Here is a 25,985-nt window from a genome sequence, read left to right on the forward strand (position 1 = left end):
GGCCCATTTGAAAAAATCGAAACGACACCGTCCAACGCGAAAACCTGGCGATGATCCACGTTATAGCCACACGTGTTGTCGGGCGGCTCTTACGTAGGTTGGTCTCAAATTTGGTGATTGTCTGAGCGGTAGCGCACATTGATGTCAACATTTCGTTATATCAACGTTAAGGCAAACGCGTGACCACATGCTGCGCGCCTAAACCAGCTTTGATCGCGGAGCCTTCTTTTTTGGTGCGTCAATGACACCGACTGCGGCAGCTCGCATGAGGCGACGAAAAGTAGGGCATTCAAAATGGTTTGGCGCTGAGCAAGCCGCCGCGTGTCGCAAGCCATCGCGCATAGCACTCAGTTTCTGAATCGTAGAGTCGATTTCTTCTGCCTTGGCGTTAAGCGCCGCACGGTTAATGGTAGGTTGCCCATCTGCTACAAACATGCTCTCGATCTCTTCAAGTGAAAAACCTGCGGCACGTCCCAGGCCGATGAGTGCCAATCGCTCCAGCACGTCGGCGGCAAAAAGTCGCCGCAAGCCTTTCCTGCCGATCGAGGTAATCAGTCCTTTTTCCTCATAAAAACGCAATGCCGAGCAGGAGATGCCGGAACGCTTTGCTACCTCAGATATATCGAGCCCCATAAATCGCTTGACCTCAAGTTGACTTGAAGTTGAATAATAGCCTTTCAGTTCTCGGAGCACAACAATCAAACCCTAAACATTGAAGGAAAAAACCATGTTAAAACAAGAAGTTGCAGAACCCAGCACGGCTAATATCGCAGGTGTTTCCCAGACGCCGTCAGTTCGCTTAGCGTTAGTCGGTCTTTCGTTTTCCATGGTGTTGTCTTCCCTTGGCACCAGCATCGTCAATGTGGGATTGCCGACGCTGGCACAAGCATTTAGTGCGTCATTTCAGCAAGTGCAGTGGGTTGTCATCGCCTATTTGCTCGCTATTACCACGCTCGTCGTCGGCATCGGCCGCCTTGGAGACCTAACCGGGCGCCGCAGACTACTGCTGGCCGGAATTGCTCTCTTCACCGGCGCTTCGGTCGTGTGCGGTATCGCATCCGCGCTCTGGTTACTCATTGCCGCGCGCGCCATACAAGGTCTCGGAGCCGCCGCCATGATGTCATTGTCACTGTCCTTTGTCGGCGATTTAATGCCTAAGGAAAAAACCGGCAGTGCCATGGGACTACTCGGAACGATGTCTGCAATTGGCACCGCGCTTGGCCCCTCGTTAGGCGGAATTTTGATCGCACGGATCGGTTGGCAAGCCATATTCCTCATCAACCTGCCCTTGGGCATCCTTACCTTTTTACTTGTGCTGCGTTACCTGCCGGTTGACCGACATAATCACAAAACAATTAGGGGCGGTTTTGACAAGACAGGCATGCTGCTTACATTAACGCTTGCGGCCTATGCACTGGCAATGACTGTGGGGCGGGGTGATTTTGGTTTGCTCAATCTAACACTTTTAGTAGCAGCGGCTATTGGAGTTGTCGGATTCATGCGCATCGAAGCAAGGGTATCAACACCCCTACTTCAATTAAAAATGTTCCGTAACCTCGCGCTAGCTTTTGAACACTTCTGCGACTTCACGGTTTTTAAATTTATCCATGGTTAATGTCATCCTGAAAGGTTTGGCAATTTCTACCCACGATCTGTATATCAACGACTAGCTAATCAATGTATAAATGTGAGACCTGATTCTGGATTACCCAGATCGATCACGCAAATAAGCCCGAACCATTTGACCGAGCTCCGCCTTCAACGCAGGCGAGTCAAGTTCTCCGTGCCGGGCCGCGGCATGAACCACGCCTTCGACCGCTGCTGCAAGCACCCGTCCAGCCACATCATCACGTGCACTACTATGCTTGCCCGAACTCGCCGTGATCAGATCCCGATAACGTCCCTGATATTCACTTTTAAACTCCTCATAATTCCATTGCCCGGCAAATGGCACTTCTTCAAGCAAGATGCGATGCAAGGCTTGGTTGACCGAATGAACTGCGATAACACCATCAATCAGGCGAGTTACCCATTGATCAAGTGTTGAAATTTGCCGCCCGTTACCGGAGACAGTAAGCGCCGCGAGCACAGCGTCAAGGTGCCTCTGCCGAATCTCTTCGGCAAGTCCGAGCTTGTTGGGGAAATACTGGTAAAGCGACCCAATGCTGACACCGGCTACATCAGCAACCTCGCTGGTCTTGAAACGCGCCCAGCCACGCAGTGCCAATACGCGAGTGGCGGCTTCAATAATGGTATCCACCATGATCTGTGAACGTTGTTGGCTTGGTGCTTTGCGCATGATTCTCCGTCGAAATAGAACGCGAATGGGCAAACTCGCGACGCAACGATAAAATGCGATTATATGCTCGCATTTCAAAACATGCGATGTGCAGCCTGATTTTTTTCACATCTGACTTGGAGTTAACCATGATCGTGCACCCCCTAACATCCCGCGAAGTCAAACTCGCGCGACGGCCCGATGAAACACCCCGCCCTGAACATTTTGAGATCGTAACGTCCCCGATGCCACGCCCCTCCGCACAAGAAATTCTGGTGCGCAATCGGTGGTTTCGTATCTCGATTTCCGCACGCTTAATGATGAGTGCCGGTGCGGAAGACATCAAAGGCATTCCGTTTCCACCGATCAAACCCGGTGATACGCTGGCCGATGGAGCGATCGGCGAAGTGGTCTCGGCACCATCCGAAAGCGGCTTACAGCCCGGCGACTTTGTTTCGCATCATTGCGGCTGGCGCGAGTACGCGGCGGTTCCGCTGAACCAATGCGTACTTCTGCCTTCAGGGCCAGTCAATCCGGTGGCGTATCTTGGGCACGGCTGGACAGCCTACGCCGCGCTGACCCGCGGTGTTCAAGTGCGGCAAGGTGACACGGTTTTCGTCTCCAGCGGTGCAGGTGCTATCGGATCAATGGCTGGACAAATCGCCCGCAGGCTCGGTGCCGCGCGCGTCATCGGCAGCACCACTTCCCATACCAAAGCCGAATGGATGAAAACAGCCCTCGGCTATGACGCAGTCATCGTCATCGGCAGCACGCCAATTGCCGAACTGTTGGCCGATGCAGCGCCGGAAGGTATTGATGTCTATGTAGATATAGTAGGTGGCGAGCATTTGCAGGCTGCGGTAGAAGTCGCCCGACAGGGAGCGCGCTTCGTACTGCTCGGCGCACTGACTGCCGAGTTAGCTGCCAAGGGCGCGACGAAAGTTGCACCAGTGGAGCTCGATTCGTTTCAACTCATCATCAAGGGCATGACGCTGCGCGGCTACAGCGCCGACAACGATCCTGACGCGTTCAATGAATGGCTTCAGCACCTCGATGAATGGCAACAGGACAATGGCATCCACCTAACCTCCTCAAAATTCACCGGGATCGAGAGTGCGCCGCAAGCGTTGCATGAAGCTTGCCTGGGACGACTCAAAGGATTGGTGTACGTGGAGTTATAGGCACAGCTCAGGGGGATTGAAGTATCTTCCCCCCCATTGAATCACCTTGTAGTTACATCACAAAATCGGGAGCCAAGCGCAAAGGGATCAGGCCCAAGTTAATTAGAGGTGGTGATTATGGCTTCCTCAAAAAACGTATTGAGGCTACGGCGCTTGCCGAAGTGCTCCTGCTCCGCAGGGCCGGGGCAGCAATTGTTTGCGTTCTCTATGGTGAGTGTGTCGGTGAAGGGAAAATAGACGGTTGTTCCGCTTTTTCCACAATACCGAAGTGCGGGGCGCAATTTGTCGTACTGAATGACAGGGTTCTTGGCTTCAGAGATATTACATACCTCAATAGTTTTTTTACTAACCAAGGCATCCTTGGTAAAAGTCTTTACATGGACAGCGACAAATAAATCATCAACGCTTTTCCACTCAAATAAACCTCTCACATGTTCCATATGCGTACTCAGAACAACACTGCTCGCAATCCAGTTGCTACTGGCGGTGTTGTAAAAGACGAAATCGATATGACCTGCACCTGACGAGTCGTTTGTCGCATCCAAAAATGGCAATGCAACAGTCTTACCTTCAGCAGTCGTAAGGCTGTATTTGTAATCTGATGAGGCCACAGAATTCCTAAGCCCTTCTATGGTCGATACAACTTCTACGTGTTGCGTTTGTTGCAGAATGATTTGAGTTGGCTCTGGGCTGCCCGATGTGTAGATCAGTTCAGGCTTTAATGTGCGATCAGGTAGTTTTGAGGCGCATCCGCACAGCACTGTAGAAAATATCAGGATCGCAGTCACATGCGGTTTATTGTATTTTTTCATGGTCATGATGGAGAGAGAAATTTTAATTGTTACTGCGCATTCCGGCGAACGTGACCGCTCATTCCGCTATCGCTGCGCAGCTATAGCAGCAACACGCAAGGATGAATTCCTGGAATGGAATAGGATTGTTTATGAAAGACTGTGCCACCGTAATTTATTTAAATCGTCGGTAGCATTACACAAAGGAGGGGATTCACGGGTAATAGCAATTCAGTCAGGACTTGTGGCAGCTTCGGGATAGAGTTCAGGAAACAAGAATTGAAGGGAGTCAAGCGGCAACCCAAAACGCACAGGTCCAAGGGCAGTGTCGCTAACAAGCAGTCCGGTGGCCAGTAGGCGTGACAACAACGAACGGGCGGTACGATCACCTAAGCCGCTTATTTGCGTAAATTCGCCGCGTGTAATCGGCCCGGCCGCAAATACATGAAAGAGCGGCAAAATTGCTTCTGCGCGCATACCTTTGTCGTGCATCGAACGAAAAGTAATCAGCGCCTCGATGCGGCGCTTCATACCATCGAGATCAAGCATCTTGCTCATGAAGTTTACTTGATCAAGGCAGATATCCAGAAAGTATTCGACCCATTCATTGAGACCTGCGGTAGTTAAATTTCCTCTTCCATCAAGGTCGCCACGTCGTGGCATATCTGCGTTATGTAGTTTGGCATAATAGGTGTTTACTGTTCGTGCAATTCCTCTACTCGGCGACCACAATCCATCCGATAAATTCCACAAGGCGCAATGTGACTGTAACCTCACCGAACGACCGTTTCCATCCCTGAAAGGGTGTACCCATGCGGCGCGATGGTGCTCACAAGCGACCGAAATTAGTTTTAAATCCCAACCCGTCGAACGATCGTAAACTTCGTCCATTCGCTCAAAGAAATTCAACAGTGATGAAGCGGTGGGAGCAACATGAGTACCAACCTCGACTTCTTGCGTCCGCACTTCGCCTGGCACAATAATATGACCGTCTACGGTCGTTCGGTCTTCTACTTCAAGCCGCGAATACAATGCATGGTGGGATGCGATTAAAAAATTTGACGACATTGCTGATTGGCCACCGAGCACGCGATTTTCAAGAGCTCGTTCGGCCTCAATGTGGGCTAGCGCAACCCGCTGCAGGCGGGCGATGTCCGGCTTATCCGAAAACTCCATCCTGAGCGCACGTTCGATATTTTGTGGGTGTGTCCCTTGACCTTCGATGCGATTGGAATAGTATGAGTTTAGCGAACGTACAATTTCACGAATTGCAGAGCGCGCAGAAGGATGCGCTGCAGATGTCAATCGTAATGAGGATGTTGAGATTTCGGACGCTTTATCGATTAGCGCTTGTGGCATTGGCGACGGAATCAGAGGTTCGAATTGGTTTGCTTTAGAATACATGTTTTTGCCGAGTTGAATTCCGAGTATTAAAATATGTAACTTATTGATTTATATGCAGATACTACATTCATTCATTATTGAATTCAATTAATTATTGCCGACTTAATTGCCGAAATTGGTTTGGTGGTCATTTTCAGACAAATTAGGCCAGTGGCAACCAAAAATGTTGTTGAATACGGTTAATTTCATCGGAACCAATACCGGCTTGTGTCGCAAATTTTGACCAATTTTGTAAAACATCCGACGTATTTTTAATGATGGATTTTATCAGACTTGCGCGTAAAACCTCGTCCTTTAGGGCGGGGATGCAAGCGCGGATGGCATACGGAATATGTCCAGGTCTGCCAAGGGGAATAGCGAACAGCCCGGTACGAAGGTAGCCCAGAAGTCCGGTTTGAACCGTTCTATCCTCGATCAGCGTTGGGGTGAGTTCAGGCGGCAACCCACCGAAGCGACTCAAGCAGTGTTTGTTTGAGCACAGTAGAATCCCGCCGTTTAGGGCGGGGAGGATGTGAAATTTTGTTGGGCTCAATTTAGCGAAGAGGGTAGCTATTTTGAGTTTTCTTCCATTAATTGGATTATTTTGTCCTTCGTTGTTTTGTCGAGCAAAGGGATAACTTTCGCAATCGAATTACCCATTTCCAGTTTTTTTTCTTCTTCGCGCGATTGATTCGTACCCTGGCCAAACCACGTTGAACCGATGAAAATACCAAACAGCGTCGCAATAACCGCAATGCCAACGATGTTGAATTGTTTTACCCTATCAACGGGCTTACTGCTAGATTCGGTATTGATCTGATGTTTAATTGATTTGGCAAATTCTGTTAAATCACGTTTCAGCATTGGCATGTGGGCTACCGCAATTTGCTTGGTTTGCTCAACCATGCGCAGATAGACCTGCTCATTATTTTTTTGAAGTACTTTTGATGGTTCAGCGAGGTAGGTTAATGTAATGGACGCCTCCCGCCCACAACGGCATCGCAATGTGCCAAAGTAGAGTTTCAACACACTACTTAAGTGAGGGGAGGCGTCCATTACATTAACCTACACACTATCTTCGCCAATTCGCAATTGACTCAGGTATTTATCATGTCCATGACCCCATGCAATGGTTAAGTCATGACCAGTAAGCGGCCGCATCCCCGTCGTTAAGGCGCCAGTCATTTTTTTTTGTGAAAGGTCGGATTCGGCACATTTCGGTCAGTGCGAAACTAACTAAAATTGTGGAGGTTAACTGTAGCATGACGAAATTTCGTTTAGTTCAGGCTGCAATTTTATTTGGTGTTTTTTTCTTGAGTGCAGTATTTTAAAAACCGATAAATTTAAAGAATATGAAATCATATCTGATGATCGCGGTCCTAACGATGGGTACAATGTCGTCTGTTTGGGCAGCCGATTCTATATTGGAACTCTCGCTGCAAGACGTGCTGACTATGCCTGAAGCTCGCGATGTCCTTGATGGGTCCGTAAAATTTTATTTGAAAGGACAAGTAACGCCAGAGACGGTCGTAATGCTAAAGTCGGCTGCTGTTGGCAATGTCAAAGGCAATGCTACTGAGATGGGCGATCGATACGCGTGCAAGCAAGCGGCACTGGCAGCGCTCGTTTCATTTCACAATCGTGCCAAAGAAAAGGGAGCAAACGCTGTCGTTGACATGGTCAACTATTACAAGCAAGTCGAGAGTGCGCGAAACACAGTTATTCAATGTCATGTCGACCATCCATTTGCCAGCGTTATGTTCAGGGGCCTTTTTGCCAAAGTGGCAAAAGGCCAGAATTAACAAGCAGATGGATAGACCGGTAAAACAAAGCGATGTTTCATGGCGTGGCGAGAAAAGTCGACCATTGCTCTTGGTACAGTCCGCGTGTGCGGCAAATTAAAACGTTGAAAGGAGATGCAATTGAAGTTATCAGTTCAGTTCGCGATATTGTTTATTAGCCTTCCGCTTCAGGTACAGGCAGGGGTATTTAAATGTACCCTGCCGGACGGGTCAACTAGTTTTCAGGATACGCCTTGTCCCGCTAATGCTGGTCAATCAACAGTCACTCTGCATAGCGCATCGGTCGATTCGGCAGCGACACCGAAGAACACTTCATTACCTTCAAAAGAAGAAAAAGCAGAAGTCGCAAAGCTATTTGCAAGCTGTGCTCACGCTATGGATCATTGGAACGCAGTTAAAGCAGCCAAGGCAACGAGATCGGGAACTGCCAATAGTGACGCTGAGCTTAAAGCGGCAGAAAAAAGGGTGGCCGATGAATGTAATTGAAGTAGAGCTGACAAAAATGTCGTTGATCGACTGAAATCTCTTCTATCAGTATTTTGGACAATTGGTTAAATACATTTCCGATAATCGGGTTCCCCTTAATTTTCCGATGAACTACAAGCCAAAGCGGCATATTGACGGTCGACGCGTTAGGAAGTATTTCGACGACGTTTTTCATTCGGCATTTATGCCAGCCTGGCGTCTCTATTGGATAGGATACCTTACGTTTGTACTCAAACCTCGCTGCCTGAATGACAGGTTTCAGCAACCCGATCTGGCGGCAATGGGCACTCATAGCAGTAATAGCAGTAATAATCCATCTAGCAGCAACCCGTTGAATCCGCCGTTCCTCACCAGACATTCACGCGTTGTTTAAAAAAGTGTTTTTTAGAGTTAAGGACTTAATCAAGCATTCTCACAATGGTGAACATTTAAGTTGGCTGCTGGTTTGACGCATGCAAACTGGTAGCTCATTTAAAATGCGAATTGGTGGCTTTCTTGATGCGAATATGGAGTCTATCCCTGTTGTGCCTGAGCCATCGGATAGGGTTCTCAGAAGCCGCCTTTGCTCATATTGAAGGTCAATCCACACATAGAACTTGTCGTTCAATTTGTTTTGTCAGCTTCGCCCTTGATCCGTGTGTCAGTCGCGATCCAGTTCACTTCCCATGATTTACCGCCATCCTTTGAAAACGCCTGCTCGAAGTGACACGAGTTCTGGGTGATGTCTGATATGACGAAACGGACCAAAATGCTTCGGCCATTCAGGGTTTCCTGATCATAAAATTCACCACGCCCATTCTTGAATTCGCCGACGGTAGGAGCATCAACCGTGCCGCTGCTGATGCTGGCAAAATTTAGGCTCCATTGGTGAGAGTCAGGGTTATATAGTCGGAGAGATAAACCTTGAATGTGGCCCGCAGATCCATCAACATCAAGTTCCACCAGATTTGCGCGGCCATTCCAAACTCTTCGGACTATGGTTGTCCCCTCATAGGCTACCCATGTTGTTGAGCCCGTTGGCGGGTGCAATAGACGCGACAAATGCGTTTTCCATGTGCCTATCTCAAAATCAAAGTCGTGCTGCCCATCTGGCACGGTAACAGCTTGCTGAGCATTTGATGCAGGCGAATCCTGTTGCGCAATTGCCTGCTGTGAAATGCAGGCAATCAAAGTGCAAGTTAAGGAATAGATTAAGGCATAGATGCGCAAACATTTTTTCATGATCTTGACTCCGTTAGTTCTCATCAAGCGTATATCGATTAAATCAGTACTATCTACTGGGGCCCAGCTCGCCTGGTTAGATTCATTCTTGCAGCCGCGTCATTGTTGATATCCAATTTACTTCCCATGTCTTGCCTCCATCGTCAGAGTACGACTGTTCGAAGTGGGCCGAATTCGGAGTGATGTCCGACCAAATATATCGAATAAAAATAGCTCTGCCATTTAAGGTATCTTGGCAAAAGAATTCACCGCGTCCATTTTTGAATTCTCCAACGCTGGGTGGTCCGCCAATAGCACCATCTTTGCTGTTGGCCCAATACAAGCTCCACTGGTGAGTTTGCGGATTATAGAGACGCAGCGTCAGACCTTCAATATGCCCTGACGGGCCCTCGCCCTCAAACTCATTCAGGTTGGCGCGCCCATCCCAAACTCGTCGGACGACAATCGTGCCGTCAAATTCGGCCCACGTCGTGGACCCTGTCAGGGGATGAATTAGGCGCTTGAGGTGCTGTTTCCAGCTGCCAAAATAGAAATCGAAATCATGTTGCCCGTCGTGCAGTGCTGGCTGAATCTCAACCGTCGTAGGAGTGGTCGCTTGCGCCGAAACAAAATTCGGCGCAATCAATAGGCACATTGCTAGTGTAATTAGAGTTCGATACCAATTCATTAATCTCTCCAAATGTTCAAGAGTGGAATTGCCTGAGCGGTGAATTTGGGTTCTGATTATGCAAACTCATCCTGCCTTCTTCGATTTTTCAATCAAAATGAAGGGAAGATTATTAACGACAGTGCGCATTAGTATAAATAATCCAAGTAGGTTTTGTTCCACCATTTATGAAAACATAAATTTCATAAATGCAGGTAATAAGCCGCCCACAGCTGAAGTGGTTGCGAGCGCAAGTCTTAGAGCGTGGCGCCTCAAAAAACTATTCGATGCGCTCTACGATGGTGCCCACTTTTGAAGAGCAGGCATCAATTTCAGAGAATTCTTTAGCGTCAACCCGCCCCATCACTTCGTATGTGCCGATACCCAATCACCGATAACATTCAAGGCGATAGGATTGATGGTTTCCTCAATTACCGCATATTCCGTTGGCGATCCCGTGCTGGCGGCTTGGAAGAGATGATTAAGATTGGCTAACTCCATTACCGTCACATCTTTATTGTTGCTCAAAGCATCCCGCATGGCAGCCAGATCGTCCTTAGGTGGAACCTGCAAGTCGAGTGATCCATTAAGTGCCAGTACCGGGACCTTCACCTGGCGCAGCGCAGGAACGGGATCGTAACTCAGGAAATAGCGCATCCATGGCGTACTCAATTGAGAAAAGCCTGCTGCTTTGGTCTGTGCAACGTCGCCAAATATCTTATGGTCTTCCACTGCCTTGTCAAAAATGGCTTCTGCCTTCAATTTTGCCTCGGACTCATTCGCTGCCTCAGCAATTGCCGTGAATATTTCCTCATTTATCTTACGACTGATGGTGCCATGATCTTCGGGAACGCCGGACGCTTTATCTATCAAATATATTTGTTCCGCCAATAATTTATCGCCGCGGATGGCGGGGCCCGCTAGCAGAACGATAAAGCTGACTTTCGCATCATTAGCCGCAACCGCTGGCACAATCTCGCCGCCTTCAGAATGGCCGATCAATCCGATATGTCGTACATCGACATCGGCCCTGCTGCGCAAATAGGTGAAAGCAGCTTCGGCGTCAGAAGTAAATTCCGCCGTGGTGGCTGATTTGTAGTCACCGGTTGACTGGTCGACGCCGCGTTTGTCGTACCGCAATACGGCGATACCTCGTTTAGTTAGATAGTCCGACAGTACTAAAAAAACCTTGTGGCCGGCAACCCCTTCATCACGTGTATTTGGACCCGATCCGGCAATCAACACCACAGCTGGGAAAGGGCCTTCTCCCTTTGGAGTGCTAAATGTTCCGGCTAATTTGACATTTGCGTTCCCGCCATCAAAAGTAACTGCCTGCTGGCCATAGGGTAAAGGTGCAGTCTCAATCGCGTGTTCCTGCGGTCGTCTTGGCCTCGGTATGTCGCCGTTTGTTCGTGATAGCGTAAGCGGCATGCCCTGGCCTTGTGTCCAGGTTCCGGCCCAGGCTTTGGCCTTGTCGTCCCATTTGGCATCGAAGGAACCATGAACCGTCGTGGCCGACAAAATGAGGTGATCAGCAGTGACTTCCAGCTTATCAACCGGAATCATGGCATTCCCTTGATCCACGCTCTCCATGACTGCTGTATATTCGCCGGAAGGTGATTTTTTGACGTGCAAAATAAGGCGCAAGGTTCCCGCCAGCGTTCCGCCCCAATTCCCCTCAATTTCCTGAGCGATTGAATGCGTATCCGCCTTCGGCTCTATCTTTATATCGGAAGAACCGGCTACTGCCGCGCTGGCAAGGAATGCGAACGCCGCGCCCGCAAGAATTTTGATCGATGCTACTGCCACATTCATTTTTTTCTTTAGCATACTCGAACACCTTTTTAAGATTCATAACAGAGACTACGTATCTTCCTATGCGTCCAAGCACATTTTCTGCCTGTAATTACTCAGGGACACATTTAAACGCACTCTTACCTTTTTTTATTGATAAGTCAATCTGCGATTTATTTGCGTTTTCACACAGTCTTTGCCGTTTTCTGCCGGTCAGCGCTCACATCAAAACATGGCTTAATTCCCTATGCTGCCGGATCTTATTCCCTAAACAGGTCATTCATCGGCGGGGATTTCATTCCAGCCTGTAACCCTATGTTCGATAACGAACAGATGGAATTTATTTAAAAACATACACTCAATTTCATAGCAATATTTTTAAATGAACCAAGATTAAAAAGTATTGAAGAAAAGCGATGTTAATTCCAAATGCTGAATTTGGATTTTGAAGTAACTATTACGCCGCATTGGGGGATATATGAATTTTTCAGAACGCGAGCAAGATCCGATCAAAAAAATGACGGGTATTTTTGTTGTTGTGGTGATTCATGCGATAGTTATCTATGCGCTGCTAACCGGCTTGGGTAAGCAAATTATCGCCGTAATAAAAGAACTGCCGATAGAAACAACAATCATTGAAGAGGTGAAGCCACCACCTCCTCCACCTGAGACACCTCCACCTCCACCGAAATTAGTTGAGCCGCCACCACCGTTCATTCCAGTGCCGGAGATACAGGTAGATCAACCAGTTTCGCCAAACGCGATTGCGGCTACAACGAATGTACAACCGCAGCCTTCAGATGCGACTGAAGTCGCGACGACATCAACAACAGGCCCTTCGGTTGTCAAGGCGCAGGTCGATTTCAGTACTTGTGATAAGCCAGCGTATCCAACTAATTCCCTGCGCAATGAAGAAGCGGGAGTCGTCCGGATTCAGTTCTTGATTGGATTGGATGGTCGTGTAGCAGATTCAAAAATCGAAAAGTCATCTGGCTTTAAAACATTAGATGTCGCTGCAAAAAAAGCGTTGGGCTTGTGTAAGTTCAAACCCGGCACCGTTGATGGAAAACCACAGCAATTATGGACTGCCGTGGAATATGCATGGAAATTGCCGAGTTAAGCCGATCGACAAAAATATGCCCTATTGACGTTATCCGCAACAATACCTATTTTGTTTTAGCACAGGCTACGCTGGCTTCTTAGTAAAGAAGCCAGCGTAGCCGTAACAGTTAACATCTGATCTTTTTCGTCTAAAAATATATATAAAAATTGTGGCCGAACATTTTTCCGTAACTCACTTCGCTTTTAATTTGAACCAGGCTGCAGTCGCATCATCAGCCGGAAAAAACGACTCCACCCGCAACTCGTGCACGGTCACGTCGTGCGGCGTTCCCATGGTAGTAATCGACGTGAACAGATTCAGCGTCACGTCGTTCTTGCGTATGGTGACAGGCATAAAGGGCAATGCCCGCGTATCTAGATTGGGCACGTTCTTCGCTGATTGCACGCCCGGAATGGTGGCCAGTTCTTGAAGCAACAGTGTAGATTCACTGCCCGGCCCATCACTCATTGCTTCGCGCTGAATCCAGTGCAGCAGATCTGCGCAAATGTGTTCCCAATTAACCAAATAGGGCCTTAGCGACGAGGGATCAAGCATCATCTTGATAACGTTCAGACCTTCAGTTGAAACTGGCTGGCTGTCTGGAATATCTAACAACCATTTGATCATCATCAGCGCCGGCTCATTACTCATGACCAGATTCCAGAGGCGATCAACCACTAGCGCTGGATAGGGTGCCTGCTGCGCCAACATGAAATTTAGCGCATATCTGACCGACTCCAATTCCGGGTCCGACATTTTCCGCTCCTGGTAGGCTGGCGCGAAGCCTGCTGCCAATAGCATCTGGTTGCGCTGGCGAAGTGGAATATCGAGAGTCACTCCCATTTTCAGAATTAATTCCTTACTTGGTTGCGCTCGACAACTTTCAAGAAAACTAATATGTCGCTGCGAAATATTACTAACTGTCGACAAGCGCAGCTGGCTAAAACCGCGCTTGTCGCGCCAATATCGAAGCGCCGAAGCGAAATCCTTGAAATAAGGATTGGAGACGGCATGGCCGCCCGAAGTATCTGTTACAGCATTTGAGGCAGACATAGGGTCAACTCCATAAAATAAATCGACAATTGGCATGCAGTTTGCGGCATATGATTATTCCATTTTTTTGCCGCCAATGAATTCCAACAGGTCAGCATTAACCCGATCCACGTCGGTAAGGAATAAAGCATGCGCTACATTCGCATACTCTTTCAGCTTGGCTCCTGGAATCAATGCGGCAGTACGGCGCGCGGTCAGTTCCAGCGGTGCGCTGACATCTTTGTCCCCATGCAAAATCAGTGTAGGTACATCAATGTTGGTCAGCTCTTTCCTGAAGTCTGCGTCCTGCAGTGAACGGCTGCATTCCAACAAAGCTTTCCCAGAGGTTGATAGCGCTATTTGAGTAAGCCATGTATCCATTCCTGTCGGCGTTTTCTCTCCAAAGAACGGCCCTTTACTTCCTTCTATCCAGCCGGGAAAATTCTGCATCAACTGCTTAGTTAAAAAATAGTCAATTGCCTCATCAGGAACACCGTCAGGATTATCTGCGGCTTTACGCATGCAGGGAGTGACGGTACCAAGCATGGCAATACGCTTGATGCGTCCGCTTCCATAGCGAGTCAAATAGCGTGTGATTACTCCGCAACCGATAGAATGCCCAACCAACGTAACGGACTGCAGCTCAAGTACGTTCAGTACTGCGGCCAGGTCTTGCGCCATTGTATCGAAGTCGTATCCGCGCCCTGGATCGCTGGAGCGACCATGGCCCCTCATGTCGTAGGCAACGCAGCGGAAACCTTGGTCGTTCAGATGCAGCATCTGATAGCACCAGGTATCGGACGACATAGCCCAACCGCTGAGGAACACCACGGTTTCGCCAACACCCCAATCACGATAAAACAAATTCACGTTATCGGTAGTGCGTATAAATCCTGGCTCGCCCAACGTGGCGACGGGGACTTGCTTATCAACGTTTTTCGCAGTCATGATCAACTCCATAAAAAATTAGTTTGTATTAAATTTGAATTGGAAAATTAGTTCAGTGCAGAATCAGCCTGGTACCGCCGCCGCATCCAAAAAACCGGTTACTTTACTGATGCGTCCATCTTCAGTAACAATGACGATGTCGGTGCCGAACGCGACCGGTGCAGCATTCTTTGCTGCCAGCTTCCAAGAAAAACGCACGACATTGTTATGCCCGTCCGGCGTTCCATGTAGCTGAAAACGAAAATCTGGGAATTGTGCCTGCACAGCGGCGATCATTTTGTCCATGCCGTCATGGCTGGCACTTTGCATCATGGGGTCGGTATATTCCACGTCGGGGGTAAACGTGGACGAAATCAGAGAGCGGCGGTGGGTAGCGCCCATTTCATCCCAAACGGCAATATATTGCGTAGCAATACGATGCGCCTGTTCGGCAATCAGTTGAGAAGTTTGTGAGGTTGACATGGTAGAGCTCCTTTATGTTTGAGCCGGATTTTCCGGAAAGTTGTTTGTCTTAATCGACAGACGAATTCTCTACTCAACATTTAGTCCGGTCGATTACCTGCCAGGTAATCAAACTGGCTTGCTCAATCATTTTGTGCAACTATTTTGGGGCAGTTCAAAAGGTATACGCAAAAGGGGTCTAACACTCAAACAACTAAATGGTTGAGTGTTAGACCTCAGTTTTTTATAGAATCTACTTAGTACTGAATACGCGGGCTGACTGATCAACAAACTCAATGCTGGAACAGGATGAACCGTCATGGGAAGTCACGCGAGAAGCAAGCGCAACGATTTCAACGCTTCCTCATTAATACGGTCAAATTTGAATCCGACCCGAAAACCGGTTGTGCCAACACAAATCGAATAGACGGCTTCCGCGTTCACAGTCACATTGATCAGCTTGCTGCTGGTAAGTTGGTTTGCGGATAGTGCCTCAAACATGATTATGCATTGCGGCGCATGGTCGAAAGGTTCGTCCAGCATTACGCTGATACCAGTCAGAGAAATGTCGATTGATCTCCCGACGAGCACTGAACCATTTTTCGAAATCACCTTAACCTTGCAATGCAATATCCTGCGCAAATGAGAGCGGCCTTCTTTGGTAATTGTCATCGTTGTCATACGAACTCTTTCCGATATAAAGTCTTGCTTCGTCTGCTGATTCAACGCGCAAGTTGCGAAAAAATATTTCTGTTCAATTCACTCAACGTCTAACTATTTACTTTTTATTAATGGACACATCAGCCACAATGTCATGCAGCGGGGTTTATAGTATCGCAAATTGGCATTGTCTATCTTAAATCAATGCGCTTCACTAGAGTGGCGCTATGACGCTATACGTCAAAAATGTAGGCATCTTAGACCTGACCTAACTCGCAAGGTGTCATAACGTAGCACACCAATTATGAGGCCACATAATCCCGCATCACATCGCTATCAGTCGAATTCAATGGGTAACCGCCATCTGTCACCAATCGATGAAAAAGTAAATTTGCTGACTTTTTGACCAATTTACAAAGAACTGTCATGCCACGACACTGCTCGGCATGCCACCTTGGAACGACTACCATTGACTCAACATAATGCGTATCCCCTCCTTGCCTTTTGCTTTAACCGCACGTAGTTTCGCATAGCTTTTTCGGCCTAAATACACATATACTCTTGATCATCATTGATGAAATGCTATTTCGTGTTTCTTGCTTCGCATTATCTATAGAAAGAAAACTGCCACTATGCGAGTTAAAACAGGGGCTCAAACTGACCTATCAAAACAGCCGCAAAGTCTAACCTCATCGCATCCAACACAATTAATGGCAACGCCACAAATTGTGGTCGAAGATCTCCGTCCACAGCTGGCGCAGCAAAAAGTAATTCAGGCTCAAATGGTGAACAGCTTTCCGCAGCAAACGTTAATGGCTATGCAAGCAAAAATGGATAACAGCCAGCAACGACAAAGCATGCCACGCATGGACACTCGTAATATTACGCCGTCAATTCAGCGTCTAGCCAAAAACGAAAAACAACATTCGGATTTTTCGGGTCCACGACCAGCTGAGAATTCGACTATCCAACGTATGCTGGTTCCCTTTAAAACACCGGCAGCAGCCAATGCCGATCAAACCAACATCATCACAGACGCCAATGTCATTGAAGGGATCACCAACGCCGCTTATGTCAATACCTGGAATAGGCTGAATGCAGCTACGCTTCCAGGCGCTGCAGTCCCGCTGGCCCAAGCGCAATTTCCCGGCGTAACAAACGGACACTTCGCCCACTTCGTTAATACCATGGCAGGTAACAACGGTGCGCTGAAAGCCGCCGCCGTCGGCTATGTCATTGAGGATCAGGTGACCCACAATGGGGCCTTACCAGCTACTGCGGCCCCACAAACACCTTCAGGAAATGCCATTCTTGACTTCGTTATTACCAGGAATGCGGAACGAGGAATCGTGGACATTACCTCTACTGGACAAGCAGGCCATGTGCTCAATAAGAGTTTTACCAAGGGGCCTTTTTCCTATATCGGTGAATCCATGTATCAGAGCATCGACTTCACCCAACTCAATGGTGGCGCTGCGCCGCAAATTGGCGTTGCCGCTGCAGCCTTGGCATTGGCTGCCAAGCGACAGCGTGCCAATAATTTTATCGGCAGTCAGCTAAATCAATTGAAGCAATCCATTGAACTCTACAAAATGGGAATCAAGCACAACGACGGAGGCTTTGAAATGGAATCCAATACGGTCGTGGAAGGGATTAATGCATTACCGAACGGAGCCTACCCGCCGGCAGATATAATCCAACTGGATCTCGACATAGCGACGATGAACCTTGGATTGGGCGCTGCATTTCAATTGAACACTCTCACGCAAATAATCACCGCGGCCCAAAACAATTACCTTCTTGCTGGCAATCCGATGTGGTAGCGGCAGGAAATAAATACATTGCCAATCTAAAAGGATTAGATGCGCAGATAACAAGTGATGTCTTTCAAAAAACTGATCGCCTCTTTTGGGCCGGGTGTTATCAGTCGATGATTTCAACCGCAAAGGAGGCCGATCTAACATTCCAATAACTAATAAATGATTGGGTGTTAGGCCTGACCCAAGATCCATCTTTCCAAGCAAAACAGTAAAGTTCAAATTTAGTGTGCCAATTTCTAAAAATATTTTTCTCAATGCAGAGACACTTTGCGTTGATCGCTATAATATTTTCAACCACACGTCGACAAGCAGATTGGTGTAGCCCAATGAAACTGTTTTCCGCATTAATGCGAGATGACATGGCGCAGTTAGCTGTTAGTCTGACTCACCACAAAATGAATAAAATTCAGAAATAAATAATGTCCACTCTTAAACCAACTACATCGAACGGCACGGCGCAGAATCGCGATTGGCGTGATCGCCTTTACACCATCATTTTTGAAGCAGATACCGATGCAGGCCGGCGCTTTGACAAGATGTTACTGGTTCTCATTGTGTTGAGTGTGGCAACCGTCATCATTGATAGTGTTGGCGCCATACGGTCAAACGATTATTTTGTTTTGAATGCCCTGGAATGGCTTTTTACCGTCTTATTTACGATTGAATATGTGGTGCGGCTTCTGTGCGTAAAACATCCCTTACGTTACGCGCTAAGTTGGTTTGGCATTGTTGACCTGATTTCCATTTTACCGACTTACCTTGCCATTATTTTTCCGGAATTTTATTATTTAATTGATGTACGCCTACTCCGCATGTTGCGTGTATTTCGCATATTAAAACTGCCGCGTTATTTTGATGAGTCGCAAATTTTATGGCAGGCGTTACGAAACAGCCGCGTAAAGATTATGGTGTTTTTAGGCGTAGTGCTCATCATGAGTGTCATTCTGGGAACAATCATGTATGTCGTCGAAGGACCCGAAAACGGGTTTACCAGCATTCCGGTTGGCATGTACTGGTCAATCGTAACGCTAACAACTACTGGCTATGGTGATATACATCCTAAAACACCGTTAGGGCAACTGATCACGTCCTGCGCGATGCTGCTAGGCTACGGCATCATTGCATTACCGACCGGGATTGTAGGTGTTGAGCTGGCAATGACGATGATGAAAAGAGTACCTACAACACGTACATGTTCCTCATGCATAACGGAAGGTCATGAATCCGATTCCACGTTTTGTAAGCATTGCGGTGAAAAATTAGATCCATACCAATTTGAAAAATAAAAGTAAAAAATGAACCAAAAATCATTGCGCCAAGCACGTGATTAGGATGTCAGAAATAGCACTGCGGAACGTGAGCGCGCCAGCCAGCGCGCTCACGTCGTAGCAAAACAAACTAAAACAGCTTTTGTCGTCGTGCGTAATGGCGAATTAGTAAAAGAAAATCTAACTGGATAAAAATATCCAGTTATTTGCTATATCTATCGGAAAGAAATTCCATTTCTGTACCGATGTTATATCTGTCGGATGACCATCGCGCATAAAGCTTCTCATTTTTGCTATTCTTATTTTCTTTGTGATTCATTGGAAAATCATATATATCTAAAAATAATTGCTCCAAGTATTTTGCAATACGGTTTTCACATTCATAAAATGAAAGGTGCAGCAAACCTTGATTTTCATACTTCTCCTTTGTATGTTCCTTGACCCTGTCTAAAATATCCCCTTTACCCACATATACACAGAGCATTGAATAGATTTTATGATCAGAACAGCGACTATTTTCTACCCAAAGGTGATAAACCCCAACCTTATCTTTTGCACGGGTAAGAAGCTTATTAAATTTAAGTACGTCAGTTGGATCATTTTCAATAAAATCAAGTGGAATCGAAGTGCAAAATTTACTCAGATTAATAATCTGATCTACGGTGACTGCGTTAATTAGTTCATTCGCACATACATCGTCAAAAAAGGCGTAGTTATTTGACTTGCACGGGACTTCGTCCGCGTATTCACAAGAAGCCATTGTCATAGTTATCCTTTTAAATTACAGCACAATCATTTTAGTTAAACCTTCGCAGGCTATCAGCCATCAACTCATAAACTGTAATGCGAAATGACTTGCCATCGTAGGTATATAGCCGCCAACACATCCTACTTATTACAGGCTACGACAGTTCTAGCAACCATGTCATGCATGCAGCGTTGTTTCTTGCTAAAAATAGGGAGTAAATCAATTAGAGCAATTAAACCGGTCAAATAAAGTCCGTCAAGAAAGAACACTGGCCGTGCTGTCAGCCCCCCATATTTCACACAATCGCTACTCTACAGCCCCAGCTTTTTGCAGCAAGTGCACTATCTCAATTTGATCTTCGTACTGTGCAATGGAAAGAGCGGTATCACCAGACATGTTCTGTGAATTCACGTCTGCTCCCTGCGCAATGAGCAGCCTGACGTTTTCAACATTTTTGCCCGCTACTGCATACATCAGCGCAGTACTTCCATCCGCATTTTTGGCATCAACAGGAACGCCAAGACTGATCAATCGTTTAAATAATATAGGCCCCTGGTTTTCCGCTGCGAGCATAAGAGTGCTCAAGCCAGTGACACTGATTAATTTTGGATTGGCTCCGCGATCTAATAAAAGCGTAGCTAATCCACTGTCAGACTCTTTAAGCAATGCGTTATGTAATGCTGTCAGTCCGTTTGCATCTTGTATGTTCAAGTCGCACTCCCCAGTGGCGAGCAGGCTTTCAAGGGCCTTTCTGTTATGGAGTGCAACGGCTGAGATGACAGCACTGCGACCAAACCAATTGGGCGTTACAAAACCTACCTTTGCTGCGAGTGCCTGTTCGCGATTTTCACTTCGTTTAATTTCCAGCTCATCGGCTTCCCATAGTGCGATTCTTCCGCGCCAATGTTCGTCGCCACATAGTTGTGTCGGAAGCGCATTTTTGTCATTGAAGAGGTTCAGTGGCGTTTGACCATCGGCCAACAAAACAGGGACTGCGCCTTGTATGCTACGGCGTTTATTGTCAGGCCGGGTCTCTCCATATGTATTGCCACCCCAAGCACAAACAAAGCCATCTTGCGTTAGCGTCAGCGTGTGATCGTAGGTAGAAAGTGCTTTAATTTGGCTCATTTGTGGAGTGACTAATGACATTACGTTTTTCCGCAAACCCATTGGTAGGTCTCGAACACTCTCATAATGGACACCCCAGCTGATGAGTTTCCCCTCTGCGGTTCTTGCGATTACGGTCGAGCCACCCGTCGCCAATTGAACAATCTCATTAACCGTTGCGATGTGACGAGGTGCAGAAGTAGTTGGATCGGTTTTTTTTCGAGCCGTAGTTTTAAATCCCAATTGCTCACTCCAAGGATCACCCCAGCCCCACACCGTGCCATCAGCGCGGTACGCATAAGTACTCTCGACCCCAGCCCCGATTCCCGCAGCTTGTGTGAATGCCACCTGAGGTTTAGGATTGAAACAAATGGATTCGTCTGGGGCGGATGAATGCCCAAGCTTGCCATTGTTTTCGTGCCCCCATGTCAATACGGCGCCATCATCTCGCAATGCCACGCCGTGAAATTGTCCAAGCCCAATCGCCTTGATTTTCTCTAGCCCGATTATTTGCTGCGGAGCTGATACGCCTGACCAACAATAGACATTGCCGTCGCGGCTAACAATGATGGTTGTATCGTCTAAAGCAGCGACAATAGCCGCAGGTGGTATTCCTGCTATGCGTATTGGCTTGGCGACATAAATCTTAGTAGCGCGTGCTATCTCCTCTTCTGCGCAGGGATTCTTGCCATGACCGCCGGATAGGAGTCTTTCTAACTCACAAACACCAAGCAAAGGTTGCCGCATAAGTACCTGGTATTCATTGTAAGGACTAAAGCCCCATTCATAAACACTGCCATCTTCCGCAATTGCTACACTATGTTGCCACCCGGCCGCAACTGATTGGATGCGCGGCAATCCATCAACACGCATCGGCGATTTCGGTTCGATCGGAATACGGATAAAATTTCTCGTACCCTGATCGTTACCCCACCAGTACACAGTGCCGTCACTTGCGAGTCCTAAATTATGATACCGGCCAGCAGAAATTTGCGGTTCAGCGGAGTGTGCGTCAACCAAGCAGAGGAAAAATAAAAAGAAAATAGATGTTTTTATTGTAGCCATTGATCGCTTAATTTAGTAATCGTGAATACCAGAAATCGTCCGATTGCTTACCTGTGGTGAGTCAAGCATTCCGATTAGTCGTATGCGTATTTCCTCAACGGCTGTGTCCCGGGGAAAATGAAGTACCACACACATTGCCAAGGTCACGCAATCCAATGGTGAGTGGAAAAATCCCAGTCAAAATGTACAGAAGTATTGCAGGACTCATATGCCGGTAGCGGTATCTCAACCCCATTGAGCCACGCGGAACCAAAGCCAACTCGAAAGGTGTCGAATTTATCCAATGTCACCGGAAAAGCCAGGAAATATGTCTTATGCGTAAAGTTCACCGGCAAGGTTACCTCCGTCTCCGGCATTTCCGCTCCGGTCCAAATGCGCGGTATAGCTGGGATTCTCTTGCCTTGCACCTCAATGTACGCCTTGGCGGGATCATAGGCCATCACAGGGAGCCCTCGATCGCGTGGAATCGGGCTGCCATCCAGCTTTATCCAATACACGCCAGAAAGCAGCCCGGAAGTTATCGCCTTACTATTCCACGATTCATCGCGAACAGAAAAGAAATAACGTCCTTCCTTTTGATCCAATTGCGATTGGACGCGATTGTATTTCCAATTGCTTAGAGCGTCGGCTTGGCACAAACTATGTTGGGCGGGATAAGCATTAATGAAACAGCCTGACAGGAGCGACGCCATGCTTACAGTCACCAACAGTGCATGGCACTGCTTCACCGGCGCAGTAAATTTGTTAAAAGTTTGCGTGACGCGTTGTCCGATGGCGAGCGCATTATCAGTCGCCATCGTTTTAAAATTTTGCATATATAAATCCTTTAGTTCTCTTTATTAACCAGCCTGTGTTGTGGTCCTAATGCATCCAATGAAGAAGCCATAATTCAAGATCTTTTTTTATAATTTAATGGTGAAGGATTAATAGGAAATGATTTCTAAAATATCGCCAAGTCAAATAATCAACCAATGAATATTGTCGAAATTGGGAGACATTTAATGCCATCTATCAACAAGGCGTCAATTTAATTTTATAGCCCGCAGCGATTATGTCTTATTGCGGCACATCTCCCTTCAAAATGACCTATATAGGGAATTGACGGCTTGAATCATATCGAGTAACAATCAACAGAAATGCAATGACCGGAACCATAGAATCTCGACGACCTGCATAGAGCCGCAGGCTGGCGTACGTCACGTCATATTTGGACGTGACGCAAAAGAGGTCGTGCGAAATATTTGTCGATATGATTTAATATGTATATACGTGTTGAAACATCCACACATACGTATATACTTGCATCTACACTAAAGGAGTTATTATGGGTAAGACAGCAACCTTAACTGTCCAGCAATGGGGGAATAGCTTGGCAGTGCGTATTCCCGCAGCGTTGGCACGAAAAGTTAACTTTGTAGTTGGTCAACCGGTGGAAATTTCTACTGATGATTTCGGCGTGGTCGTTCATCGAAAAGGCTCGCCAAAGCTCACACTAGAACAACGGCTGGCGGCGTTTGACCCAGAAAAGCATGGTGGTGAAGTGATCATATCCAGCCGCGTCGGTGCCGAGGTGTTTTAATGGTTAGTAAAATTTGGATACCCGAACGCCGAGATATTATCTGGATAGACTTCAATCCCCAAGTTGGCCAGGAAACGAAGGATATGCACCCGTTACTTGTATTATCACCGAAAGAATTTAACGACCGTACAAGAATTGTTATTGGCCTACCGATGACTACTGCGAAGTCTAACGAAACCAATCCATTTGCAGTGAAATTCGTTGGAGAAAAAGGCAAAGTTAGCTACGTATTGGCCCACCAACCTAAAAGCTTTGATTGGCGACTGAAAGGTGGAAAACCGCATCCTTGGAAGCAAGCGTCCGAAGAAGTTTTGATACAAGCTGGTGAAATGCTGAATCAAATTATTGCAATTTGCGAATAGGGCAATTTAGATGCCTCCAAGCCTGAATACTCAATTTAACTCCCGGATGTTCTGGCGTTAATTAGTCGAGAAGGCTGGGTTGAAAACCCAGCTTATACACTCTACTCAGAAATGCTGGGTTTTCAACCCAGCCAACAACTCAATGACAGACTGAAATGTTTTATCTCAATGAATATATTCATAAACGCATTGAATGAGTTGATAGCAAATTCCATCACGTCTGATGGAATTCTGTTAAACAAATCAAAGTCTTATTTTTGAACTTTACTGCAATACAAAAATCAACCTACTCTGTCGTAACGGTATTATTCGCAGGGCCGGTGGCCGTGGTCGGCACCACCACCACTGCGCCATTCGTTGTGTTAGTCGTGGTATTGCTCCCCGCAACGGTGACCGTTGTTCCGTTGGCACTGACCGTTGTTCCGGCAGGAACCAAGACCGAATTGTTCTGCTGCATGGTATAGGTCGCGCCAGGTGCCAGCACAGCCGGGCTAGAATCTGGAATAGAACCACTACCACCACCGCCGCACGCAGATAACATGGAAGCCAGAAAGCAACCAGCCAGTACATACGTTGCGCAAAATTTGGATTTCATAATGACTCCACAATTAGTTGAAAGGGAGTTCATCTTATCCTGCGACCAAGATCGATTCTGTGCGGTACCACACCTTCAATTTTTAAATACAATAGGCTCGTATACAAACTTAACATCCATCTACGAGTTGTGTATAAGCTGGGCTTTCAAGCCAGCCCAGATGAATATCATATTATCAAGGTGATTGCAGGATATGGTTTATGTCACCTCAAAATTTAGAATGCAAATGTTGACGCCATGTTGAAAATTTAAAAGTGCGGCACCGTACAGAAACAATTCTATTCTTAGGACAAGATGAAATCCTTTTGAACTATTTATGAAGTTATGATGAAACTCAAATTTGGTACAACGTACTTACTAGTTGGCTGCTTACTGGCTCCTATGGCAGGGGCTTATGCCGACAATGTTGATAATGATCATCCGATGAATTTGGTCAAAGACTCTGCAATCACCGCCGCAATTAAAACAAAGCTGGCCGCTGAACACCTGCCTAGTTTAAAAGATATTAAAGTGGATACCGACGACAAGGGTGTCGTCTGGCTGAGTGGAAGCACGGACACGCAAACTTCAATAAATAAAGCAGGATCGATCGCACGTAATACCGATGGCGTAATAGCCGTGAAAAATCAAATTATCGTGAAATCAAATTAGCTAACGCAAAAATTGGCATCGCCTTGTCTGCTGATAGTGTGAGTATTATTATCAGTTGACACAGAAAAATGCTGGCAGGTCACACTTTCCAACATCTAATAAATAAATGTAGGAAAGTGTGACCTGCCCCAATTTTCTCTATCTCCATTTTCTGAAGCAATCCAGACTCACTCTTCTTCCGCGATCTTGCGCAACGCTTCCACAAACACGTTCGGCGGCTGACCACCGGAAATCAAATGTTTTTGATTAATGATGAATGCTGGCACCGAGCTAATACCTGCCTGTTGCCAGTATTTTTCGGCTTCGCGTACTTCATCACTATAGAGATCACTGTTCACCACTTCACGCGCTTGCGCCTCGTTCAATCCGGCCTTAACCGCCACTGTGACGAGTGTTTCCGGATCTGCCGTATTGAGCCCTTCGCCATGATAAGCCTGCAGCAACGCGTGCTTAAGTTTGCGCTGCACATCGGGGATATTCTGCAACCCGGCCCAGTGCATCAGGCGATGCGCGTGAAAGGTATTCCATACCCGATTTCCGGTTCCAAACTGAAAACCAACTTCAGCGCCGCGTTGATGCAAATTCAACCGATTCTGCGCAAGCTGCTCTTTGCTCATCCCATATTTTTTGAGCAGATATTCAGCGCTGTCGACACCAGCAAAATCCATTGTCGGATTTAATTCAAATGGCTGAAAGTGCAATTGCACCGGAATGTCATCGCCAATTTTTTCCAGCGCCCGTTCCAATGAATTCAAGCCGACCGCACACCACGGGCAAGCCACGTCTGAGACGATATCGATACGCATAATAGTCCTTTAATAAATAGTTTCAGTTGAGCACTTATCCAGCAGTGTAATTGAAAATTGAGAAGCGGGCTGACGGGCCGAACCTGCCTAATTAATCTCAAAAATGCTTGACGCTTATAAAACACTGGATGAACTGAAGGTGAACAGCGCAGTAGGCTGGGTTGAAAACCCAGCATTTATTGATGAGTTGAGTTTAAAAGCTGGGATTAAATCCCACGC

At 47.0% G+C, this 25,985-nt stretch carries 27 protein-coding genes and 1 pseudogene; 11 read left to right on the top strand and 17 right to left on the bottom strand.

Annotated elements, in window-relative coordinates; all coding sequences use genetic code 11:
- Positions 1-198: 198 nt before the first annotated feature.
- Positions 199-633, bottom strand: coding sequence for a helix-turn-helix domain-containing protein (locus S2091_RS04575; protein WP_105530626.1), 435 nt, complete (start codon positions 631-633; stop codon positions 199-201).
- Between the two features lie 94 nt (positions 634-727).
- Here S2091_RS04575 and S2091_RS04580 point away from each other — a divergent pair, with 94 nt between their 5' ends.
- On the top strand, positions 728-1,615 hold the full coding sequence (locus S2091_RS04580) for an MFS transporter (RefSeq protein WP_105530627.1): 888 nt from the start codon (positions 728-730) through the stop codon (positions 1,613-1,615).
- A gap of 90 nt (positions 1,616-1,705) precedes the next feature.
- Here the strand turns inward: S2091_RS04580 and S2091_RS04585 are convergent, their stop codons facing one another.
- The gene (locus tag S2091_RS04585; RefSeq protein WP_105530628.1) at positions 1,706-2,299 is read right to left on the bottom strand and encodes a TetR/AcrR family transcriptional regulator; all 594 of its coding nucleotides are present in this window, start codon (positions 2,297-2,299) and stop codon (positions 1,706-1,708) included.
- A gap of 128 nt (positions 2,300-2,427) precedes the next feature.
- On the opposite strand from S2091_RS04585, the gene S2091_RS04590 reads away from it, so the two are divergent.
- A complete protein-coding gene (locus S2091_RS04590) occupies positions 2,428-3,459 on the top strand; it encodes an MDR family NADP-dependent oxidoreductase (protein ID WP_105530788.1) in 1,032 nt (343 codons plus the stop codon).
- A gap of 98 nt (positions 3,460-3,557) precedes the next feature.
- On the opposite strand, the gene S2091_RS04595 is transcribed toward S2091_RS04590, so the two are convergent.
- The gene (locus S2091_RS04595) at positions 3,558-4,277 is read right to left on the bottom strand and encodes a hypothetical protein (RefSeq protein ID WP_105530629.1); all 720 of its coding nucleotides are present in this window, start codon (positions 4,275-4,277) and stop codon (positions 3,558-3,560) included.
- 204 nt (positions 4,278-4,481) lie between these two features.
- Positions 4,482-5,609, bottom strand: coding sequence for a Fic family protein (locus S2091_RS04600; protein WP_243405312.1), 1,128 nt, complete (start codon positions 5,607-5,609; stop codon positions 4,482-4,484).
- Between the two features lie 367 nt (positions 5,610-5,976).
- On the opposite strand from S2091_RS04600, the pseudogene S2091_RS24420 reads away from it, so the two are divergent.
- A pseudogene (locus tag S2091_RS24420) lies at positions 5,977-6,096 on the top strand (RNA-guided endonuclease InsQ/TnpB family protein); the annotation flags it as partial.
- Positions 6,097-6,203: 107 nt separating this feature from the next.
- Here S2091_RS24420 and S2091_RS04610 read toward each other — a convergent pair.
- On the bottom strand, positions 6,204-6,689 hold the full coding sequence (locus S2091_RS04610) for a hypothetical protein (protein ID WP_105530631.1): 486 nt from the start codon (positions 6,687-6,689) through the stop codon (positions 6,204-6,206).
- Positions 6,690-6,985: 296 nt separating this feature from the next.
- Between S2091_RS04610 and S2091_RS04615 the strand changes: the two genes are divergently transcribed.
- On the top strand, positions 6,986-7,435 hold the full coding sequence (locus S2091_RS04615; RefSeq protein WP_105530632.1) for an excinuclease ATPase subunit: 450 nt from the start codon (positions 6,986-6,988) through the stop codon (positions 7,433-7,435).
- Positions 7,436-7,555: 120 nt separating this feature from the next.
- Positions 7,556-7,921, top strand: coding sequence for a DUF4124 domain-containing protein (locus S2091_RS04620; RefSeq protein WP_207769623.1), 366 nt, complete (start codon positions 7,556-7,558; stop codon positions 7,919-7,921).
- A gap of 603 nt (positions 7,922-8,524) precedes the next feature.
- On the opposite strand, the gene S2091_RS04625 is transcribed toward S2091_RS04620, so the two are convergent.
- The 3 genes from S2091_RS04625 to S2091_RS04640 form a co-directional block, all read right to left on the bottom strand.
- Positions 8,525-9,142: a hypothetical protein gene (locus S2091_RS04625; RefSeq protein WP_105530634.1), complete on the bottom strand. Its 618-nt coding sequence runs from the start codon at positions 9,140-9,142 to the stop codon at positions 8,525-8,527.
- An 82-nt stretch (positions 9,143-9,224) separates the two neighbouring features.
- Entirely contained in the window at positions 9,225-9,809 is a 585-nt protein-coding gene (locus tag S2091_RS04630) for a hypothetical protein (RefSeq protein ID WP_207769624.1), read from the bottom strand.
- A 342-nt stretch (positions 9,810-10,151) separates the two neighbouring features.
- Positions 10,152-11,618, bottom strand: coding sequence for an alpha/beta hydrolase family protein (locus S2091_RS04640; RefSeq protein WP_207769626.1), 1,467 nt, complete (start codon positions 11,616-11,618; stop codon positions 10,152-10,154).
- 442 nt (positions 11,619-12,060) lie between these two features.
- Here S2091_RS04640 and S2091_RS04645 point away from each other — a divergent pair, with 442 nt between their 5' ends.
- The gene (locus S2091_RS04645; RefSeq protein ID WP_105530637.1) at positions 12,061-12,702 is read left to right on the top strand and encodes an energy transducer TonB; all 642 of its coding nucleotides are present in this window, start codon (positions 12,061-12,063) and stop codon (positions 12,700-12,702) included.
- Between the two features lie 174 nt (positions 12,703-12,876).
- Here S2091_RS04645 and S2091_RS04650 read toward each other — a convergent pair whose 3' ends face one another.
- The 4 genes from S2091_RS04650 to S2091_RS04665 all read right to left on the bottom strand — a co-directional run bounded on the left by S2091_RS04650 (position 12,877) and on the right by S2091_RS04665 (position 15,786).
- Positions 12,877-13,737: a helix-turn-helix domain-containing protein gene (locus S2091_RS04650; RefSeq protein WP_165794910.1), complete on the bottom strand. Its 861-nt coding sequence runs from the start codon at positions 13,735-13,737 to the stop codon at positions 12,877-12,879.
- Between the two features lie 54 nt (positions 13,738-13,791).
- Positions 13,792-14,664: an alpha/beta fold hydrolase gene (locus S2091_RS04655; protein ID WP_105530639.1), complete on the bottom strand. Its 873-nt coding sequence runs from the start codon at positions 14,662-14,664 to the stop codon at positions 13,792-13,794.
- A 63-nt stretch (positions 14,665-14,727) separates the two neighbouring features.
- The gene (locus S2091_RS04660) at positions 14,728-15,126 is read right to left on the bottom strand and encodes a nuclear transport factor 2 family protein (RefSeq protein WP_105530640.1); all 399 of its coding nucleotides are present in this window, start codon (positions 15,124-15,126) and stop codon (positions 14,728-14,730) included.
- A gap of 306 nt (positions 15,127-15,432) precedes the next feature.
- A complete protein-coding gene (locus S2091_RS04665) occupies positions 15,433-15,786 on the bottom strand; it encodes a PilZ domain-containing protein (protein WP_105530641.1) in 354 nt (117 codons plus the stop codon).
- 689 nt (positions 15,787-16,475) lie between these two features.
- Here S2091_RS04665 and S2091_RS04670 point away from each other — a divergent pair.
- On the top strand, positions 16,476-17,588 hold the full coding sequence (locus S2091_RS04670) for a hypothetical protein (RefSeq protein WP_165794911.1): 1,113 nt from the start codon (positions 16,476-16,478) through the stop codon (positions 17,586-17,588).
- Positions 17,589-18,004: 416 nt separating this feature from the next.
- The gene (locus S2091_RS04675) at positions 18,005-18,871 is read left to right on the top strand and encodes an ion transporter (RefSeq protein WP_105530643.1); all 867 of its coding nucleotides are present in this window, start codon (positions 18,005-18,007) and stop codon (positions 18,869-18,871) included.
- A gap of 184 nt (positions 18,872-19,055) precedes the next feature.
- Here S2091_RS04675 and S2091_RS04680 read toward each other — a convergent pair whose 3' ends face one another.
- The 3 genes from S2091_RS04680 to S2091_RS04690 form a co-directional block, all read right to left on the bottom strand.
- Complete coding sequence (locus S2091_RS04680) at positions 19,056-19,619, bottom strand: hypothetical protein (RefSeq protein ID WP_105530644.1); 564 nt, start codon at positions 19,617-19,619, stop codon at positions 19,056-19,058.
- Positions 19,620-19,907: 288 nt separating this feature from the next.
- A complete protein-coding gene (locus S2091_RS04685; RefSeq protein WP_105530645.1) occupies positions 19,908-21,773 on the bottom strand; it encodes an ankyrin repeat domain-containing protein in 1,866 nt (621 codons plus the stop codon).
- Between the two features lie 143 nt (positions 21,774-21,916).
- Positions 21,917-22,588: a hypothetical protein gene (locus tag S2091_RS04690; protein WP_105530646.1), complete on the bottom strand. Its 672-nt coding sequence runs from the start codon at positions 22,586-22,588 to the stop codon at positions 21,917-21,919.
- Between the two features lie 509 nt (positions 22,589-23,097).
- Between S2091_RS04690 and S2091_RS04695 the strand changes: the two genes are divergently transcribed.
- Both S2091_RS04695 and S2091_RS04700 read left to right on the top strand, forming a co-directional pair.
- Positions 23,098-23,352: an AbrB/MazE/SpoVT family DNA-binding domain-containing protein gene (locus tag S2091_RS04695; protein ID WP_105530647.1), complete on the top strand. Its 255-nt coding sequence runs from the start codon at positions 23,098-23,100 to the stop codon at positions 23,350-23,352.
- Positions 23,352-23,714 carry a type II toxin-antitoxin system PemK/MazF family toxin gene (locus tag S2091_RS04700; protein WP_105530648.1) on the top strand — a complete coding sequence of 121 codons (363 nt, stop codon included), beginning with the start codon at positions 23,352-23,354 and terminating at the stop codon, positions 23,712-23,714. The genes S2091_RS04695 and S2091_RS04700 overlap by 1 nt, the downstream gene beginning before the upstream one ends.
- A gap of 286 nt (positions 23,715-24,000) precedes the next feature.
- Here S2091_RS04700 and S2091_RS04705 read toward each other — a convergent pair whose 3' ends face one another.
- Positions 24,001-24,309, bottom strand: a complete 309-nt coding sequence (locus S2091_RS04705; RefSeq protein WP_105530649.1) for a hypothetical protein — start codon at positions 24,307-24,309, stop codon at positions 24,001-24,003.
- Between the two features lie 324 nt (positions 24,310-24,633).
- Here S2091_RS04705 and S2091_RS04710 point away from each other — a divergent pair, with 324 nt between their 5' ends.
- Entirely contained in the window at positions 24,634-24,960 is a 327-nt protein-coding gene (locus tag S2091_RS04710; protein ID WP_207769627.1) for a BON domain-containing protein, read from the top strand.
- 167 nt (positions 24,961-25,127) lie between these two features.
- Here the strand turns inward: S2091_RS04710 and S2091_RS04715 are convergent, their stop codons facing one another.
- Positions 25,128-25,766: a DsbA family oxidoreductase gene (locus S2091_RS04715; RefSeq protein ID WP_105530650.1), complete on the bottom strand. Its 639-nt coding sequence runs from the start codon at positions 25,764-25,766 to the stop codon at positions 25,128-25,130.
- Between the last annotated feature and the right edge of the window lie 219 nt (positions 25,767-25,985).

Source organism: Solimicrobium silvestre, from assembly GCF_002976435.1.
GTDB lineage: Bacteria > Pseudomonadota > Gammaproteobacteria > Burkholderiales > Burkholderiaceae_D > Solimicrobium > Solimicrobium silvestre.

Coding starts and splice junctions, on each gene's coding strand:
- S2091_RS04575 (WP_105530626.1), bottom strand. CDS start 633: ATGGGGCTCGATATATCTGAGGTAGCAAAGCGTTCCGGCATCTCCTGC.
- S2091_RS04580 (WP_105530627.1), top strand. CDS start 728: ATGTTAAAACAAGAAGTTGCAGAACCCAGCACGGCTAATATCGCAGGT.
- S2091_RS04585 (WP_105530628.1), bottom strand. CDS start 2,299: ATGCGCAAAGCACCAAGCCAACAACGTTCACAGATCATGGTGGATACC.
- S2091_RS04590 (WP_105530788.1), top strand. CDS start 2,428: ATGATCGTGCACCCCCTAACATCCCGCGAAGTCAAACTCGCGCGACGG.
- S2091_RS04595 (WP_105530629.1), bottom strand. CDS start 4,277: ATGACCATGAAAAAATACAATAAACCGCATGTGACTGCGATCCTGATA.
- S2091_RS04600 (WP_243405312.1), bottom strand. CDS start 5,609: ATGCCACAAGCGCTAATCGATAAAGCGTCCGAAATCTCAACATCCTCA.
- S2091_RS04610 (WP_105530631.1), bottom strand. CDS start 6,689: ATGGACGCCTCCCCTCACTTAAGTAGTGTGTTGAAACTCTACTTTGGC.
- S2091_RS04615 (WP_105530632.1), top strand. CDS start 6,986: ATGAAATCATATCTGATGATCGCGGTCCTAACGATGGGTACAATGTCG.
- S2091_RS04625 (WP_105530634.1), bottom strand. CDS start 9,142: ATGAAAAAATGTTTGCGCATCTATGCCTTAATCTATTCCTTAACTTGC.
- S2091_RS04630 (WP_207769624.1), bottom strand. CDS start 9,809: ATGAATTGGTATCGAACTCTAATTACACTAGCAATGTGCCTATTGATT.
- S2091_RS04640 (WP_207769626.1), bottom strand. CDS start 11,618: ATGCTAAAGAAAAAAATGAATGTGGCAGTAGCATCGATCAAAATTCTT.
- S2091_RS04645 (WP_105530637.1), top strand. CDS start 12,061: ATGAATTTTTCAGAACGCGAGCAAGATCCGATCAAAAAAATGACGGGT.
- S2091_RS04650 (WP_165794910.1), bottom strand. CDS start 13,737: ATGTCTGCCTCAAATGCTGTAACAGATACTTCGGGCGGCCATGCCGTC.
- S2091_RS04655 (WP_105530639.1), bottom strand. CDS start 14,664: ATGACTGCGAAAAACGTTGATAAGCAAGTCCCCGTCGCCACGTTGGGC.
- S2091_RS04660 (WP_105530640.1), bottom strand. CDS start 15,126: ATGTCAACCTCACAAACTTCTCAACTGATTGCCGAACAGGCGCATCGT.
- S2091_RS04665 (WP_105530641.1), bottom strand. CDS start 15,786: ATGACAACGATGACAATTACCAAAGAAGGCCGCTCTCATTTGCGCAGG.
- S2091_RS04670 (WP_165794911.1), top strand. CDS start 16,476: ATGGCAACGCCACAAATTGTGGTCGAAGATCTCCGTCCACAGCTGGCG.
- S2091_RS04675 (WP_105530643.1), top strand. CDS start 18,005: ATGTCCACTCTTAAACCAACTACATCGAACGGCACGGCGCAGAATCGC.
- S2091_RS04680 (WP_105530644.1), bottom strand. CDS start 19,619: ATGACAATGGCTTCTTGTGAATACGCGGACGAAGTCCCGTGCAAGTCA.
- S2091_RS04685 (WP_105530645.1), bottom strand. CDS start 21,773: ATGGCTACAATAAAAACATCTATTTTCTTTTTATTTTTCCTCTGCTTG.
- S2091_RS04690 (WP_105530646.1), bottom strand. CDS start 22,588: ATGCAAAATTTTAAAACGATGGCGACTGATAATGCGCTCGCCATCGGA.
- S2091_RS04695 (WP_105530647.1), top strand. CDS start 23,098: ATGGGTAAGACAGCAACCTTAACTGTCCAGCAATGGGGGAATAGCTTG.
- S2091_RS04700 (WP_105530648.1), top strand. CDS start 23,352: ATGGTTAGTAAAATTTGGATACCCGAACGCCGAGATATTATCTGGATA.
- S2091_RS04705 (WP_105530649.1), bottom strand. CDS start 24,309: ATGAAATCCAAATTTTGCGCAACGTATGTACTGGCTGGTTGCTTTCTG.
- S2091_RS04710 (WP_207769627.1), top strand. CDS start 24,634: ATGATGAAACTCAAATTTGGTACAACGTACTTACTAGTTGGCTGCTTA.
- S2091_RS04715 (WP_105530650.1), bottom strand. CDS start 25,766: ATGCGTATCGATATCGTCTCAGACGTGGCTTGCCCGTGGTGTGCGGTC.